Raw genomic sequence first — 16,042 nt, forward strand, 5'->3', positions numbered from 1 at the left:
GCTCACCGTCCCTTGTTGAAGCCGGGGAGCCGCCAGCCGGGCTTCGCCGGCCCGTCGTCTTCGGCCCGCTTTTCGGCGCGCTTTTCGGCCCGGGCGGCGCCGTCGCGCGCGGCCCGCTTGGCGCGTTCGGTCTGGCCGGTGCCGCCCCGGCCCCCGCGGCTGCCGAGCAGCTGGTGCCAGCGGGTGGCGTGGTCCTCGCCGGCCGCCCGCAGCACCTGCGCGATCCGCGGCTGCCGGTCCCGGCCGGCCCCGTTCAGCCAGCTCAGCAGCACCCGCTCGGCCTTGCCCGCCGCCGCGTCGGGTGTCGCGGACAGGCCGGTCGCGACGAAGCTGAGCGCCACGGCCACGTCGGCCCGGCGCGACCGCTCGCGGTCGTCCCAGTGCCGGGGCAGCTCCCGCAGCAGCACCTCCAGCAGGTCCGGGCCGGCTCGCTCGACGACGCCGGCCGCCTCGGCCGGCGGCACGCGGTCCAGCAGGACCGCCGCGATGTCCGCGGCCCGTGCGGTGAGCACCGGCCGGGTGACCTGCGCGAGAGCGTTCGGCCGCACCGGTTTCCCAGCGCCGAGCGCCGCCAGCCAACGGCGCACCCCCGCGTCCTCTTTGGACAGATCGGCCAGCCGGCTGCGGCCGGGCAGCGCGCTGCGGTCGTACACCTCGGCCAGGACATCCAGCTCGGCCGCGGTCGGGCGGTCCCCGACGATCCGGTCCAGCACCGCCGCGACGACGTCCTCGAGCTGCCCGGCCAGCGGGCCCGGCGGCAGGGTGCGCAGCAACGCTTTCAGTTCCTCGGCGGTCGGTGCCGACTCCCTGAACAGCGCGTGCCACGCCCACTCGCCGCGGTGCTCGGCGGGCAAGGCGGACGTCCGCACGAGCACCTCCGTGATCGTCTCGCGGCGGACGTCCCAGCTGCCGGACGCCACGGCCGCCGCGGTGACGGCGGCGTCCAGGTCGGCGGTCGGGTCCGTCGCCGCCGGCAGCAGCCGCCGCCACCAGTGCTCGCCGATGGCGGCCCGGCACTTCTCGGCGTCGGGCCCGTTCAAGCGCGCGGTGAGCTCGTCCCGCACCAGGTCGACCACATCACCGCCGCAGGACCACTGCTCGGGCCGGACGGGGGCGTCCGGGTGGTCGGCCCACCACCGGGCGAACCGATGCGCGCCCGCGGTGAACTCGGCGATCCGGGGCGTCGCGTCGAAGCGGGTCGCCAGCAGCAGGACGTCGCCGAGCCGTTCGGGCGGCACGGCGTCGGCGGCCCGCGCGGCCAGCTCCGCCTTCGACGCGTCCGGCGCGGTGACCGGCGCGCCGGTCAGCGCGGCCAGCTCCGCGGCGAACAACGCCCGCTCGACCTGGACACCGAGCTCCGGCCCGACCCCGTGGCGCCGCGCCGCCTCGTGGAGACCGCGCAGCGCACCGAGGTCGAGGCCGGTGCGCAACGCGGCCTCCGCGATCGGCTGGGCGACCTCCTCCGGCTCGGGAGCCGCCCGGCAGCGCAGCCACTCGACCAGCTCGGCGGCGTGCACGGGATGCTCGACGGGCTCGCCGAGCAGGGCCACCGCGGCCACGCGGCGGTCCACCGCGTCCGGGCGGTCCCGCTCCCCCGCGAACCGCTGGGCGAGCTCGATCGCGTCGACGACGTCGTAGGGGTCCTCCCGCAGGAACCGCGGCACCCAGAGCCGCGCGCCCTCGGTCGGCTCGACCGCCGAGTGCCGCCCGGTGGTGAGGTTGAAGACGAGGAAACCGTGGTCCCGCTCGGGATTGGCGAGCGGACCGGCCCAATCGCCGTGCACCGCCAGGACGTCGTGGCGGCTCTGGCGCGGGTTCGCCGCGAAGACGCGGAACCCGACGCGCAGGGCACGGGACTGGGCGAGCAGCACGGTGCCGGCGGCGAGCCAGCCGAGCACCGCCGAAGCGTCGTCGGACACGAACAGCACCCGCCGCCCTTCCGGCGTGTGGATGCGGTCCAGCGCCGAATGCACCGCCAGCAGCCATTCCTCGCCGCCGGGGCGGCCGAGCACCCACTCGCGGACGGTGTCGAGCCCCCACGGGCCGGGCGGCGGGTCGGCGGGCAGCGGGTCGCATCCGGTCGTCGGCGCCGGGCTTTCGGCCCACCACGGCGCGTCCCAGAGCTGCGCGGGCCGGATCAGGCCGTAGGCCTCCGGGTCGGCGGTCACCACGGCGTGGGTGAACTGGTTGCCTTCGCGCACCCCGTTGGCCTCGGCGCCCAGGTACCGGCCGCGGGCGGTCACGTAGACGCCCTCGTCGAACACGTGCGTCAGCGACGGCGGGTACTCGGCCACGTCGCGCTGCTCCCGCATCCAGGCGACCGGGGGCTCGTACAGCGAAGTGCGCTGCACCAGCGACATCGTGTCGTGGGCGATGCCCGGCGACACGGCCTGGAACTGGAACCCGGCCCCGCCGCGGGTGCCTTGCCCCGGCACGCAGTCGGTGTAGTACAGCGAGCCGAACTCCGGCGGCCCGCTCAAGACGCGCTCCGGTCGATGACCTTGAACAGGCCGAGCAGCCACAGCAGCGGTTCGTCGACCCGGAACGGGCGCACGCCGCCGGGGTCGACCCGCCCTTCGTCGTAGTCGGGCTCGGCGCCCAGCGAGGACACCGGGAAGTAGCGGAACTTCTTGTAGTGGGAACGCAGGTGTGCGTCGATGTCGTCGGCCCCCAGGTCGGTGAGGAACGCGCGCAGGTGCTCGTCGGTGTCGCGGCCGTGGCCCTCGTCGTAGCGCGGGCCGGCCGGCGCCGGCCGCAGCAGGGGGTGCCCGTCGCCCAGCATCGGGAAGAAGGCGTCGAACTTCGAGAACACCACGGCGATCGGCGTGGTGATCTTCCGGCGCGCGCTGACTCCGCCGCTGCTGCGCAGCAGCTCGGTGATCCGGGTCAGCACGTTGATCGGCGGGTCCGCGTCCTGCCGGCTCCGGCCCGGCACGGTGATCCTGTCGAGCGATCCCTTCAGCTGGAACGGGTCCAGCAGCACGATGAGCCCGTCGGCCGAGGTGAGGTAGGCCTGCGCGTTGACGAACTCCTGGGTCGTCATGTCCTCGCCGGCGGCGTCGTAGAACGACAGGGTCGTCGTGCTGTGCACCTCACGGCCCAGGCTGCGGCGGGGCTGCCGCCACTGCAGCACCAGCGGCACCTTGAGCCCGTCGGCGGAGCTCGCCGTCGACTCGAACAGCCTGCGGTCGCTGAACAACGCCTGCTCGTAGCCGGCCAGCCAGTCGCTGACCGACCCGCTGCCACCCTGCTGGTCGCCGGCGAACCAGATGTCGGCGGCGAACCGGCGGCGGATGTTGGTGCGCAGCTCGTGGGCGAGCACCGTCGTGTAGACGGTCTTGCCCGCGCTCTTGCCGCCCACCATGCCGATCAGCGGGCTGCGGCTTTCGGCGAAGTTCGCCGGCAGCGGCGTGTGGCACACCGGGCAGGCCCGGATCCCCGTCGACGTCCCGCAGTCCGGGCACGGCGCGGTGCGCACCGGGATCGGGTTGCGCGACTCCGCCGGCGGGAACGTCGGCAGCGAGTCGGAGTTGTACCCGGTGAGCCGCTGCCGGACCTCGTCCAGGGTGCGCTTGCACCGGTCGCGTCCCGGCGAAGCCCGCCCGGTGCACTGGAACCGCAGCTTGCTCCCGTCGATCCGGTGGTAGCAGTAGGGACAGGCCACTTTGGACATCAGGACACCTTCAGCTGCTTGACGGACGGATCGGTGACACGGACTCCCTCGGTCTCCACGAAGCACCGCACCCAGTAGGGCTTGCGCAGCCGCGGGAGCTCCGCGGCCAGCTCGACCTGGTGGCCCGGCCGGAGGGTGCGCTCGCCGCGGAAGAGCTCGACGCCGTCACCCGGGCTGCGCGGCATCACCGGCCCCTGCGCGGCGACGACGACGACCGCGCACCGCGCGATCTCCTGGTCGGTGTCGAGCCGGACGCGCACGGTCCCGCCGCCGACCAGCGGACGGCGCGTCATCTCGACGACGTACCCGACGGTCGGCGGCCGGTCCGCGACGACGACGTCGACGAACGGGGAAACGCACTCGCCGCCGTTCGTCTGCACCTTCGTCCGCACCTTGACCGTCGCGGCCCCCGGCCCGCACGGGATCCGGCAGCCCCCGGCGGTCTGGTACTGCTGCCGGGTCAGCAGCAGCCGGTCGGAGCCGCGCGCGCCGGTCCAGTGGATCTCGGCGGTGCCGACCTGCTCCGGCCACTCCCACGCCAGCAGGAGGTCGTCGCCGAACCGCTGGTGGCGCACGCCGGACACCGGAAGGGCGATGCCGAAGGACTCGTCGTGCCCGCGGATCGCGCCGTCGGGCCCCATCGTGAAGGCGACGTAGCGGTAGCTCCCGGTCGGCACGTCCGCCTCGAGGACCTGCCAGCCGTCGCGCTCGTCGCGCCGTCCGGTGACTTCCTCGCCGTAGCCGGCGATCTCGGCGGCCGGCACGACCGCGCCGAACTCCCACGGGCACGGCTCGCTCGCCCGGCGGATGACGACCTCGGCGTCGGGCTGGGCCTTCCACGACAGCCGGATCCGCGGTACCGCCGCGCCGTCGGCCGGGCGCAGGCTGAGCACCCGCACCGGCTGCGGCCGCCCGGCCGCGGTGATCCGCGCCCGCACCGGCGCGGACTCCGCTTCGGTGCCGTCGGCGCGGCGGTACCGCGCGACGAAGCCGTAGACGTGTTCGGTGCCCTCCCTCGCGGTCCGGTCGCGGAACCGGGTGCGGTCGTGCACGCGGACCGCGAGGCCGTCACCGCGGCGCACGTCGACCGCGATCGCGTCGGGGTGCACCGACCACACGCCTTCCACGGCGCCGTCCGCGAAGGAGAGACGGACGTCGGCCACGCCGGGCAGCACCTCCACGACCGTGCCGGCCGGCCGCGACCAGGGAGCGCCCTCGCCGGAAGCGAACACGGCGTACCCGAGCTTCGTCCCGGCCGGCGCCTTCGGGTCGACGCCGACCGTCCGGCCGGACTCGACGGCGATGACGACGCCGTCGTCGGCGTCGGCCGGCGCCCGGCCCTCCCGCCGGACCAGCCGGTACCGCGTCGCGTCGTCGTGGCTGGGCGCCGGGCGCCACGAAAGCCGCACGGCGACGCCCTCTTCCTGCGCCACGAGCGCCAAGGCCGGTTCGGGCGGGATGCGGCGCACCTCCGCGCGCAGGTCCTCGTCGTCGGCCGCGAGCGCCGCAGCCTGGCGGTAGCGGTGGCCGGCATCGGCCTCGGCGCCGTCGCGCAGGGCGCGCCGCGCGCCCTCGACCAGCTCGTTCACCAGCGCCCGCTGGCGCTCGACCAGCTGCGCCGCCGCGGCGGCGTCCTCCGCGCCGCTGATCGACGAGACGAGCTGCCGGGCGGCCACCAGCCGGCCCGCTTCCAGCAGCTCGCGCACCGCCGCGAGGCTCCCCATCGGCGTCCCGGCGGACTCGTTGAGCACGCTGAAGACGGCGAGCCGCGCCTCGTCCGCTTCCCACGGGGTGGCCAGCAGCTGCTTCAGCAGCGCGCTCGCCGGCACCCCAGCGTCGTGCTGCTTGCGGACGTCGTCGAGGAGGTGGAAGAGCGCCAGCTTCCCGAGATCGGTGCCCGCTTTGGCGGCGGTGGCCAGGATGCCGAGCGCCTGGCGCGCCCCCTGGTTGCCCGCCCGCCGGTTCTCCCGGGCGACCGCCCGCTCCACGGCCACCGCCGAGACCCCGGCCGCCGCGCCCTCGTCGAGCAGCCGGAACGGCGCCGGCTCGCCCCGGAGCAGCTCGACGACGCTCGAACAGCCCGCGTCGATCAGGTGGTCGCGCAGGTGCCGGTAGGTGGTGTCGAGCAGGCCGCTGGACTTCGGCAGCTCGACCGGGGCGCTGCGGCTGACCCCCGCCCCGGCCAGCGCCTCGTCGACCTCGTCCGGCGACAGCGCACCGTAGGCCGCCCGGACCGTCGCGTCGAGCTGACCGGGCGCGATCAGCCCGAGCGCGCCGAAATTCTGCCGGAGCGTCTTGGCGAGGTCTTCGATCCGCTGCCGGTTGGCGTCCTTCCGGTCGGTGGCGTACGCGCGCCAAAAGGCGATCCGGGCCAGCTCGCCGCCGTGCTCCTGCTGCAGTGCCTCGTCGGCCTTGAGGAACGCCCGGTAGACCTTTTGCGCGAACCCGGGACTGGTCAGGCCCTTGTTCCAGCGCGAGCGGACCTCGCGCAGCCGGCGCTCGACCTCCTGGTCGGTCATCGCGAGGTCGACGGCGTACCGGGCGAGCAGGTTGTCCGGCAGCTCGCGGCCGTTCCAGCCCCGCAGCGGTTTCACCACCGCCTGTTCGTAGGCCTTCGGATCGAAGGGTGGGACCATGTCAGCTCGACACCGTCAGCGCGGAGACGGTCTTCGTCGCTTCCTCGATCTGCTCCTCGGACAGGACGCTGACCCGGACCTCGATCCGCAGCGAATTCCCGGTGCTCGGTTCGGTGGCCTCGACGCGCAGCAGTCCTTCGTCGTCGACCTCCATGCCGATCTTCAGCGGCGAGCCCTTCGGCAGCGGCGGCAGGCCGGTGATGCTGCCCTTGCCCTCGTTGAGGAACTTGTTCTCGCTCATCTCGGGCCCGGCCACGGCGCCGGACTGCTCGAAGAGCTCGATCTCGATCTCCCGCTGGCCTTCGTACACGGTTCGCGCGTCGAGGACCTGGACTCCCGTCGGCAGTGCGTCGTTGGCGTGCACCAGGTGCTCGACGTAGTACCGCTCCGGCTTGCGCTCCCAGTCCGGGTCGCCGGTGTCCAGCAGCTTGACGCCGAAGGCCTTCGGCAGCACGTTGCGCGTCTGCTTCGCGGCGAGGCTGCGGAGCGTTCCGGCCGCGATGCCGGTGCGGGTTTCGAGGTCGCCGACCGCCTCGGCGACGCGGGTTTCGGCGTCGCCGGCGGAGCTCGCCTGCTCCCGCGCTTCCTCCTGCTCCTTGTGGACGACCCGGCCGAGCGCGTACAGCGCCGCGCCCTTGGCCACCGCCAGGTGCGGGTCGTGCAGCTTCGGTTCCCAGCCGAATTCGGCGCGCAGGCGGGTGGCGACGGCGGGCATGCTCGTCGATCCGCCGACCAGCAGGACCTCGTCGATCGCGGTGCCCGGTGCCTTCTCCTCCAGGGTGGCGAGGGTGCGGCGGACGATGTCGATCGTCTTGTCGAGCAGGTCCTCGGTCATCTCCTCGAACTGCGTCCGGGTGACGTCGATGCGGGCGCTCGCGCCGGCGCCGCGCAGCGCGACCGGCCTGGAGTCCACTTTGGACAGCTGCTTCTTGGTGTTCTCCGCCAGGGTCGCGAGCGACTGCAGGAACTCCTCGTCGTCCTCGGGGTCGGTCCCCGGCGGGACCTGCGCGGCGAACGCGGCGAGCAGGTGCTCGCGCAGCCGGTCGTCCCAGTCCGCGCCGCCGAGGCGGTCGTCGCCGTCGGTGCAGACCACCTCGATCTCCTCGGCCGACACCCGGATGACCGTCGTGTCGAAGGTCCCGCCGCCGAGGTCGTAGACGAGCACGGTCTTGTTGTCGGCGCCGGTGGTCGCCTCGTAGTGCAGGGCGGCGGCGACCGGCTCGGGCACGATGCCGATCACGTCCAGCCCGGCGATCTTCCCGGCGTTCTTGGTGGCGTCGCGTTCGAGCATGCCGAAGTACGCCGGGACGGTGACGACCACCTTCGCGACTTCGCCGCCGCTGTATTCGGCGGCGTCCTTGGCCAGCTGCTTGAGGATCAGCGCCGAGATCGACTCCGGGGTGTGCGCGTGGCCGTCGAAGTCGAACACCGCCTTGGTGCCCATTTCGCGCTTGACGCGCGAAACGACCCGGTCCGGCTGGGTGACCGCGGACTCCTTCGCGACCGAACCGACCACCACGTTCGACTCGTTCTCGAAGTACACCACCGACGGGGTGGTCTCCTGGTTGTCGGTGTTCCGGCACACCGTGGTCCGGCCGCTCTCGTCCACGTAGGCGATCGCCGAGTAGGTCGTGCCCAGGTCGATGCCGAAGACGCGGAGCGTATCGTCAGCCATCCGTGCGTTCCTCCAGTTCGTGCTCGTTGCCCTGCGCCGGCTGGACCGCCGGCGCCGTCCACCGGCGGACGTGGACCTTCGCCGCCGCCACCTGCCGTCCCGACGCGGCGTCCTGGTAGCCGTCGGCGAGAACGTCCGCGATCGTCCCGTCCTCTTCGGCGCCGGCCGCTTCCACGACTTTCACCGCCCGGTGTTCCCGGCCGGAGAACTTTTCCCCCGGACGCGGCCGGACCGGGACGACACCGCACCTTTCCAGTGCCAGTTCGACGTCCAGCGCAAATGATTCCAAGAGGCGGACGACCTGCGCACGGTCCATCCCGTCGGGCAGCGTCCGCACTTGCCGGAGAATTTCGCCGCGCAGGTTCTGCAGATCGGTGACGACCGGGCGCAGGACGACCCCCTGCTCCCCCGCGCGCAGCCGGAGGACCTCCGCGTGCAGCTGGTCGATGACGCGTTCGCGGGCTTCGGCGCGGGCGTGGTGGGCGCGGATCTGCTCGGTCAGCGCGGCAATCGCCTCGGCCACGGCCGGCTCGGGCGCGGCTTCCGGCGCCGGAGCGGGGCCGGGCGGCTCGGCGGCCGGCGGTGGTTCCCCGAGCACGCGGTCCGCCGGATCGGCCTGCTGCGCTTCGCTCACGCCACAACTCCTCGAATTCACTGATGATTGGGTCACCCGGCCCCCGGTAAGTCGCGGGTGGCGGGTCGTCACGTTACTGCGTCCGGCCGCGTCCTTGCGAGCGTTTCCGGGGAATGGCGGGGAGACCGTTTGGCGCCGTCGGGGTACTGTCCATCGTTCAACGGATTTGGCGGGACGTTGACCGGGAATTGTCCTTTTGTGCTCGCCCGGTGTGTGGTAGGCGCGTCAGTCCTCCGCGATCACCGCCGGAGCGTGCAGCGCACGGAGGAGGCGCACCCGCATGGCCCGGGCGGGCGGGTGGCCCGGCCAGCGCACCAGCAGCCGGTCGAACAGCCGGACGTCGTGCCGGATGGTGGCGGAATCCAGCTGCGGCAGCTGGTCGACGACCGTCCCCATCAGCTCGCACGCGCGCTCCAGCTCCCCGGCGGTCGCGTGCGCGAGGGCGGCCCGGGTGGCGTAGCGGGTCCGGTTGCGCCGGGCCCGCGGGGCGAACCGGGCGACGGCCGGGTCGAGGATCTCCGCCGCCCGGCCGGGGTCCCCGAGGTCGTGCAGGCACCAGCCGACGATCAGCGAGTGCAGGTCGGGGGCGGTCGTGGTGCCCAGCACCGGTTCCCCGGCGGTGTCCGCCGCCTCGGCGAGCAGTGCCGCCGAGCGGTCCAGTGCGCGCTCGCACGCGCTCCGATCCCCGGCCAAGGCGTGCCCCTGCGCTTCGCGTTGCGCCGCGAGCCCGCGGATCCGGGCGGGCACGCGCTCGTCGGCCTGGCCGCGCCGGCCCCACGCGATCGTCGCCAGCGCGTCGGCGGCGTGCAGGGTCACGTCGGCTCGCCGGACCATCGCGTACGACGCCATCGCGGTGTCACCGCCGAGCGCGGCCATCCGCACCGCGACGTCCGTCCACTGCAGCGACGCCGGATCATCGCCCGTCTCCTGGGTCATCCAGCCGGTGAACTCGGCGAACCGCGCGGCGAGGAGCCAGAGGTCCGGCTGCCCGCACGGGTCGGCGGCGGCCGCCATCCGGCGCACCGCCCGGGTGTCGGCGATCAGGCCGGGCAGCACCTTCGACGCCCCCATCAGCTGCGCGAGCCCGCGGGCCGACTCGAGGCGGTCCCGGAACAACGGCACCAGCGCGGCGGTGTCGCCGTCGGCGACGGCGGCCTCCCCGGGTTCCGGCGGTGCCCCGGCCCCCGGCAGCTCGTCTTCGTGCCGCGGCCGGAACACGCCGGCGTCGGCCGGGGTGACGTCGAGGGACCGGGCGGCGGGCGGTTCCCCGGTGAGCCGGACCAGCTCGCCGCGGGCACCGACCGCGCTGTCGCACAACCGGGCCAGCTGCGACGTCGGCGCCTTGAGGCCGTTCTCCACCTTGCTCAGGTGGCCCTTGCTGTAGTGCACGCGCTCACTCAGCCCCACCAGCGAAAGTCCCGCGGCCTCCCGGCGTTTCCGGAGCTCCGCGCCGAACCGGGCGGCGGACACCATGACGCTCACCTCCCCAGGTGCGGTCGTCCCTTCAGCTTGACACGTCGCTGCCCACCGCGTCGCCGTTTCCCGACGACACCCGATCGTGCCCGTCCCGCCGCCGCAGCGCGGTCGCCAGCACGGCGTGCGCGCTGCCGGCGTGCGGGACCTCGCCCGCCCGCACCAGGTCCAGCAGCTCCCCGAACGGCAGGCGCACGACCTTCAGGTCCGCCTCCCCCGGTTCGAGGGCCGCGGCGTGGCTGCTGAGCCCGGTGGCCAGGAACATCCAGTCGACGTGGTTGCTCACCGAGTCCGCACCGTGGACGCGGCCGAGCGGCTCCCACCGCCGCGCGTGCAGGCCGGTCTCTTCCGCGAGTTCCCGCCGGGCCGCGGCCGCCGGGCCGGCGTCGTGCGGGTCGATGCCGCCGCCCGGCAGGCGCCACTGGACCGCGCCGTGCGTGTAGATCCACTGCCGCGTCACCACCGCGCGGCCGGCGTCGTCGATCGCGAGCACGGTGACCGAGCCGGGCACGACGACGTGGTCGTAGGCGCCCCGGCTGCCGTCCGGGCGGACGACGTCGTCGCGCCGGACCTCGAACCAGCGGTTCCGGTGCACGACCTCCGTGGCCAGCCGTCGCCAGGCGGGTTCGGCGCGGTCTTCGTTCAGCGGCATCGGGCGAGCCTATCGCCGAAGCGCCGCCCTTCCGCGCCCTTCGGTCCGCTTGCGTCCCGGCTTCGCGCGACGCAATACTCCACTCGTGTCTTCCGATCCCGGTTTCGTCCCTTCGGCCCTGCCGTCACTCGTCGCCGTCCCGGCATCGCTCGTCCCCCGGCTGACCGCGGAGTGCGACGCCATCCCGCTGCCGGGCCACCGCAGCCCGCTGACGGACGCGGCCCTGATCATCGGCACCAACGCGACGACGGCCATCGCCCTGGTGTGGAACCGGAAGACGATCGCCGCGCTGTCCCGCACGATCGCCGAGCTGACGGCGACGGTCGGGGAGCTGAAGGTCCAGGGCCGGTTCGGCACGCGCAGCGCATCCCTCGACGTGGGTGCCGAGACAGCGGGCCAGGAGATCGCGGACTTCGTGTCGTCGGCGGAGGCACCGGCGGAGATCGACCCGGACGCCGCGGCCGGGGATTTCACGGTGTTCATTTCCTACGCGCACGACAGCCCGGAGCACATCGACCTGGTCCGCCGGTTCTGGCGCCTGCTGCGCGAAAACGGGATCGACGCGCAGATCGACCTGCGGGCCGCCGGCGAGCCCCGTGACTGGCCCCAGTGGACGCACCAGCAGATCCGGCGGGCGAAGTACGTGCTGATGATCGCGTCCCCGGCGTTCAAGGAGCGCGCGGAAGGCGAGGCACCGCAGGGGGAAGGCCGCGGCGTCCGCTGGGAAGCCCAGCTGCTGCGCGAAATGCGGTACAAGGACTACGAGGCGGCGCTGCGCAAGCAGTTGTCCGTCGTCCTGCCGGGCCGCTCCGCCGAGGAGCTTCCGGACTGGGCGGGCCCGACCGGCAACACCCACTACGAAGTCGAAGAACTGTCTCCGGTCGGCGCGAGGAAGCTGTTCGAATACCTCACCTGAGGCTGCTTCGTCGCGAAGGTGCGCACGGGCCGCGAACCGGTGCCTGGATGGGCAACCCCGAGGCTACCTCCCGCGCATCAAGGTGGTGGTCAGGTAGGGAACCGATTCGACCGACCAGGCCTGCTGGTCATCGGCGAAGAGGCCGGCCAGCTCGTTCTGGCAGACGAATTCACCGGCGAGGTCGAGGTTCGCGGCCAACCAGGACAAGCATCGACCGTAAGCCACCGGCAGCGCGGACTGGCGGTACTCCTCGTCCGGCACGTTGTAGCACAGGCACTCGATGAAGTAGGACGACAGCGCACTGGCCCGATCGTCGGCCTCGACGTCCATCAGGTGGAGCCGCGCGTTCTTCACGGCTCGCACCACCTGCTTGAAGCGCCCTCCGGTGGCGGCGTCTTTCCGATTGCCGTTCCTGAGGTGCTGCTTCGGGAAGCTGAGCACGACCCGGCCGCGGTGATCTTCGAAATAGATCCCTTCGTCGAACGTTTCCCCACCACCCGAGGCGAAGGTCCGATACCGGCGGAATTCGATGGCGGGAACGATGTCGGCCGGGATGCGCAAGAGCGAGTCCCAGTCCTGGATGTCGATGCACTTGTGGCCCACCGTCACGAAGTAGCTCTTCCGCAGCGCGGATATCACGTCCTGACGAAACTCGTGCCAGCCGATCGCGGCGTTCACGTACTTCGCGGCAAACCGCCGCTTCTCCGCGGGGCCGAGGTCATCCAGCTGCTCTTCGAAGGGCATCCTCATCTGCACCACGAGATCGACGTCGCTGTGCGCGCGGATGTTCGTCTTGTTGGCGTAGGACCCCTGAACGACGATCTCGTACGAGTACTCACGCAGGCGAGACGACCTTTCCAGCGCGTCGCCGACCATTTGCTTCGTCCACGCGGGCCACGGCGACCCCGGCCGTTCGGACCACTCCTCCACCTGGTCACGAACCATTTCCGCGCCTCCTTCGTGCGGCCCGAGGCGGCCCTCCGGGTCCGGGACCGGGGTCCGGGAAGAAGAGTTCGACGTGTGTTTCGGGCCGGCCCGCTCCGTCCAGCCACCGAGCCCACTTCTCCTGGTTCCCGCCGGCGATCAGCAGGACCGCCGGTGCGTCGTTCCTGGTGAGCCCGGCCATGGCGGTCCGGTCGATGGTGCTCGGTGTCGCCTGGTGCCGCGGGTGTGTGTGCCACATGCCGAGGTAGCCGACCAGGCCCCGGCTCCGGCGTCGTCTTTCCGCGGTGCGCCCGCGCTGCTCCGCGGCATCCAGTACCAGCCCCTCGGCCCAGGCCGCGCTTCCCGGCGGCAGGCCACTCACCTCCGTGATCCAGACGATCTTGGCGGCGTGGTCGACCTGACCGAGCAGAAGACCGCCGGTTTCGCACTCCGGCCCGCGCAGTTCCCGGCTTCGGAGCACTTCCTGCCGGATGGCGGCGAAGGCGGTGGCGGCTATTCGCGCCTGGTAACCGTGGCCTGCTTCCGGCCGCACCACGTCGGTGGTCCACTGGTGCCGATGTGCTTGCACGCCGGGCGAATCACCGCTGGGAGACCGCACGACCGTCGCGTATTTCCGGGGTGTCAGGACACCTTCCGGAGACGGCAGGCCGAGAAGCGCGAGGGCGTCGGTGAACAGCTGCCCCGCGAACCCGGCCAGATCCGCCGCCGACCCGGCGAAAGTGGGATCGGAACAGCCGGGTTCCGGCTGGAACACTTCGGTCCGGGCCACGTCCGGGAGCAGGTCGTCCAGCAGATCGCGCAGGCCGTCGTCCTCGCTCGCCGCCAGGAGCAACTGCCGCAGGACGTCCACGCCTGCCACTCCTGACCCGGGCAGGGCGAGGGTGGCGACACCGATCTCGCAGGTGCGGCTGACCATGACGGACAGCAGCGGCGGGCGCTCGGCGTGGTCTCGCCACGTCAGCTCGAGTGCCGCGGCCACCGCGCGATTGGCCGTGGCGTCGATGACCAGATCGACCTCGGGCAACCCCGCTTCACCGCGGACGAGCTGGACCGCGTCGACCACCGAGTCCTCGATCGACACGTCGGGGGACGTCTGGCGCAGCCGCTCGCCGAGGACCTCGGCCTTGGGATACCCGATGTCGTCATACCGGTACGGCTGGCGGACGAGCAAACCGTGGTGCACGACCCCCTGGTCGACCAGCTGCACGCGCCGGGCGCCCCCGCGCACGCAGAACTCGGCTATCGGCGCGCCGAGGGCCCCGCAGCCCAGGACGAGCACCCGCTTGCCGTGGAGCCAGCGGGCCGGGCGCCGGTGGTCCCGGCGGAGCGTGATACTCGGACGCTGGTCTTCGACGCGCATCCACCGCACGGCGCCCTGCTCGACCCCGAAGTCCGCCCACCAGGCCGCGAAGTGCGCGATACGTCCCCGGATCGGCGAGTCGGGCCGGGCCCGGCTGCCCAGCAGAATCAGGCCCAGGGGCGCCACGTCCGGCTGCCCGGCGCCGTCCGTCGCCGCGGTGGCGGACGCTCGTGCCCAGTCGATCAGCGAAGCGCACGCCGACGAGTCGAGCCCCTGGGTTCCGAGCCCCGCCAGCAGCCCCGCCAGCTGCGTGGGGTAGGTGAAGGCGACCGGCCCCGGCAGCGCGACGACCGGGGCGAGGAAGGTGCGGCCGGGCTCCCCGCCCCGGTTCGCCGGCGCCGCTCTGACCCATTGCCCGGCCTGCCTCAGGTCGAGCCACCGCCTGACTTCGTACTTCCGCCGGCCGACGCTTTCGATGACGGCACCGCCCAGCCAGATCGACTCGTCGTCCTCGAGGGCGTTCGGCAGGTTCCGCCGGACGAGCAGCCGGCCCGGCGAACCGGCCAGGTTGGTGATCGGCGGGTCCCACGGCACTTCGGGGCCGGTGATCGTACCTGCGGCGACGTGCTCGAACCACGTCACCAACCGGGCGATCACATCGGTCATGCCGACGCCGGGGTTCCACTCGTACTGGGCCACGTACAGGCAGATCGACACGCCCCAAACCACGTGCGGCAACCCGGCGAACCGGCGATGGGCGACCCGGACCCGAGGTTGCTGGAGCGGGTACAGCGCGGGCACCGCGATCGTCACGCGCTCGCGCTCGCCGAGGGGAACGCTCGACCGGCCGGACACCGCACCGGCGCAGTTGATGTCCAGTTCGACCAGCAGCGGCCCCTCGTCCGAGGCCGGTTCACTCACCTCGGCAACGGCGAGATCGCCCGCTGACGCCCGGGCGAGCACCAGAAGCTGGTCGAAGGCCTCGGCCTGCCCCGGTGTCCGGGAGAAGGATTTGCGGGTCATGAGCCGAAGACGGCCGGTGCACCGGAAGGCTCACCTCGGCGGGCCAGCCGCTCCAGTTCGCGGGACAGGGCGTTGCGGGGCTCCGGCGGCGGTTCGACGTGTGCCGGGCCGAGCCCGGACGGGAGGAGTCTCGGCTTCGCCAGCTCGAGCGCATCCGCCGCCGGCAGTGGGCTGGGACCTTCGATCCTGGTCCGCACCCGCACGAAGTCCGGCCGGTCGAGGAGCACCCGATCGACGGCGGCCGGTGCCCGGCCGAGTTCGGCGCGCACCGCACCGCACCCGGAGATCCGCCCGGTACCGGCGCACAGGAGGATGCCCAGGCGGTGGAGCAGGCCATCCAAGGCGTGGAAGTGCTGCCCGGCCTCGGAGTCGAAGCACCGCGCCAGCAGGTCGGAGACGAGTGCCGCGGTCAGCGCGGGCACGTGGGCCAGCCGGATCACCAGCTCCGCCGCCGGGCCGGACCGGACGGCCGGCCAGAACTTCTCGAGCACAGCCGCCAGCGAGCCGAAGATCGCACAGCTCTCCGGTCGCCAAGCCGCCGCGATGACGCCCCACTCCAACGGGCTGAAGGAGTTTTTCGGCGAGCCGGCGGCCAGCCACTCCGCGTCCACAGCGGCGTCTCGGGCCCGGGGCCGGAGCCGCGTCTGCTCGCCGCCTGTAGGCGATGGGCCGCCGGGCAGCCCGGACGTCTCCCACCGCGGCGTTTCCCCATTGGGAGCGTCCCACCACACCTTGACCACCAGCGCCGTTTCGCCGGCGGCGGCGCCACCGTCCCGGGCCGGATTGCACGTGGGGCAGGTGGCACCCGACACCCGCAGCACCACGAGTTCCCGCGGAACGATCTCCGCGGTGTGCTCGGTGCCGCACGCCGTGCACCGGCCGGCGAATCCGGCCGTCGGCCTGCGACCGGACCCCGTCAGCTGCCCCATCGCGGTGCGGTACGTCATCGCCATGATCGGAAACTCCCGTGTCCGGTGCGGAATACGGCAGGGTGCGCCGGTCAGCTGTCCGGCGGCCGACCGCGTTCGAAGGCCGGAGCCGGCCCACCCCGATACGGCGGCAGCTCGTCCTCGTCGGTCATCCCGCTCCTCGTCTCGCCCGGGGACTTCGGACCT

At 73.1% G+C, this 16,042-nt stretch carries 11 protein-coding genes; 1 reads left to right on the plus strand and 10 read right to left on the minus strand.

The features are described 5' to 3' along the window. Positions 1–2: 2 nt before the first annotated feature. The 7 genes from AB0F15_RS16725 to AB0F15_RS16755 all read right to left on the minus strand — a co-directional run bounded on the left by AB0F15_RS16725 (position 3) and on the right by AB0F15_RS16755 (position 10,743). Complete coding sequence (locus AB0F15_RS16725; RefSeq protein ID WP_360270772.1) at positions 3–2,480, minus strand: GTPase-associated protein 1-related protein; 2,478 nt, start codon at positions 2,478–2,480, stop codon at positions 3–5. Further along, entirely contained in the window at positions 2,477–3,673 is a 1,197-nt protein-coding gene (locus AB0F15_RS16730; RefSeq protein WP_360270774.1) for a zinc ribbon domain-containing protein, read from the minus strand. Before AB0F15_RS16730 ends, AB0F15_RS16725 begins: the two co-directional genes overlap by 4 nt. Then, on the minus strand, positions 3,673–6,309 hold the full coding sequence (locus AB0F15_RS16735) for a hypothetical protein (protein WP_360270776.1): 2,637 nt from the start codon (positions 6,307–6,309) through the stop codon (positions 3,673–3,675). Before AB0F15_RS16735 ends, AB0F15_RS16730 begins: the two co-directional genes overlap by 1 nt. 1 nt (position 6,310) lies before the next feature. Further along, the gene (locus tag AB0F15_RS16740; RefSeq protein ID WP_360270777.1) at positions 6,311–7,984 is read right to left on the minus strand and encodes an Hsp70 family protein; all 1,674 of its coding nucleotides are present in this window, start codon (positions 7,982–7,984) and stop codon (positions 6,311–6,313) included. Then, on the minus strand, positions 7,977–8,618 hold the full coding sequence (grpE, locus tag AB0F15_RS16745; RefSeq protein WP_360270779.1) for a nucleotide exchange factor GrpE: 642 nt from the start codon (positions 8,616–8,618) through the stop codon (positions 7,977–7,979). The genes AB0F15_RS16740 and grpE overlap by 8 nt, the downstream gene beginning before the upstream one ends. Before the next feature lie 225 nt (positions 8,619–8,843). Continuing rightward, complete coding sequence (locus AB0F15_RS16750) at positions 8,844–10,091, minus strand: helix-turn-helix transcriptional regulator (protein ID WP_360270781.1); 1,248 nt, start codon at positions 10,089–10,091, stop codon at positions 8,844–8,846. A 31-nt stretch (positions 10,092–10,122) separates the two neighbouring features. Further along, positions 10,123–10,743, minus strand: a complete 621-nt coding sequence (locus AB0F15_RS16755) for an NUDIX hydrolase (protein ID WP_360270783.1) — start codon at positions 10,741–10,743, stop codon at positions 10,123–10,125. 85 nt (positions 10,744–10,828) lie between these two features. On the opposite strand from AB0F15_RS16755, the gene AB0F15_RS16760 reads away from it, so the two are divergent. Next, positions 10,829–11,659 carry an SEFIR domain-containing protein gene (locus AB0F15_RS16760; RefSeq protein ID WP_360270785.1) on the plus strand — a complete coding sequence of 277 codons (831 nt, stop codon included), beginning with the start codon at positions 10,829–10,831 and terminating at the stop codon, positions 11,657–11,659. A gap of 63 nt (positions 11,660–11,722) precedes the next feature. Here AB0F15_RS16760 and AB0F15_RS16765 read toward each other — a convergent pair whose 3' ends face one another. The 3 genes from AB0F15_RS16765 to AB0F15_RS16775 are packed head-to-tail and all read right to left on the minus strand — an operon-like array spanning position 11,723 to position 15,874. Further along, entirely contained in the window at positions 11,723–12,604 is an 882-nt protein-coding gene (locus tag AB0F15_RS16765; RefSeq protein ID WP_360270787.1) for a nucleotidyltransferase, read from the minus strand. Then, complete coding sequence (locus tag AB0F15_RS16770; RefSeq protein WP_360270788.1) at positions 12,594–14,927, minus strand: ThiF family adenylyltransferase; 2,334 nt, start codon at positions 14,925–14,927, stop codon at positions 12,594–12,596. The genes AB0F15_RS16765 and AB0F15_RS16770 overlap by 11 nt, the downstream gene beginning before the upstream one ends. Then, a complete protein-coding gene (locus AB0F15_RS16775; protein ID WP_360270790.1) occupies positions 14,924–15,874 on the minus strand; it encodes a hypothetical protein in 951 nt (316 codons plus the stop codon). The genes AB0F15_RS16770 and AB0F15_RS16775 overlap by 4 nt, the downstream gene beginning before the upstream one ends. Between the last annotated feature and the right edge of the window lie 168 nt (positions 15,875–16,042).

It is taken from the genome of Amycolatopsis sp. NPDC026612, from assembly GCF_040638285.1.
In the GTDB taxonomy this organism is placed as follows: domain Bacteria; phylum Actinomycetota; class Actinomycetes; order Mycobacteriales; family Pseudonocardiaceae; genus Amycolatopsis.

Coding starts and splice junctions, on each gene's coding strand:
- AB0F15_RS16730 (WP_360270774.1), bottom strand. CDS start 3,673: ATGTCCAAAGTGGCCTGTCCCTACTGCTACCACCGGATCGACGGGAGC.
- AB0F15_RS16735 (WP_360270776.1), bottom strand. CDS start 6,309: ATGGTCCCACCCTTCGATCCGAAGGCCTACGAACAGGCGGTGGTGAAA.
- AB0F15_RS16740 (WP_360270777.1), bottom strand. CDS start 7,984: ATGGCTGACGATACGCTCCGCGTCTTCGGCATCGACCTGGGCACGACC.
- AB0F15_RS16750 (WP_360270781.1), bottom strand. CDS start 10,091: ATGGTGTCCGCCGCCCGGTTCGGCGCGGAGCTCCGGAAACGCCGGGAG.
- AB0F15_RS16755 (WP_360270783.1), bottom strand. CDS start 10,743: ATGCCGCTGAACGAAGACCGCGCCGAACCCGCCTGGCGACGGCTGGCC.
- AB0F15_RS16765 (WP_360270787.1), bottom strand. CDS start 12,604: ATGGTTCGTGACCAGGTGGAGGAGTGGTCCGAACGGCCGGGGTCGCCG.
- AB0F15_RS16770 (WP_360270788.1), bottom strand. CDS start 14,927: ATGACCCGCAAATCCTTCTCCCGGACACCGGGGCAGGCCGAGGCCTTC.
- AB0F15_RS16775 (WP_360270790.1), bottom strand. CDS start 15,874: ATGACGTACCGCACCGCGATGGGGCAGCTGACGGGGTCCGGTCGCAGG.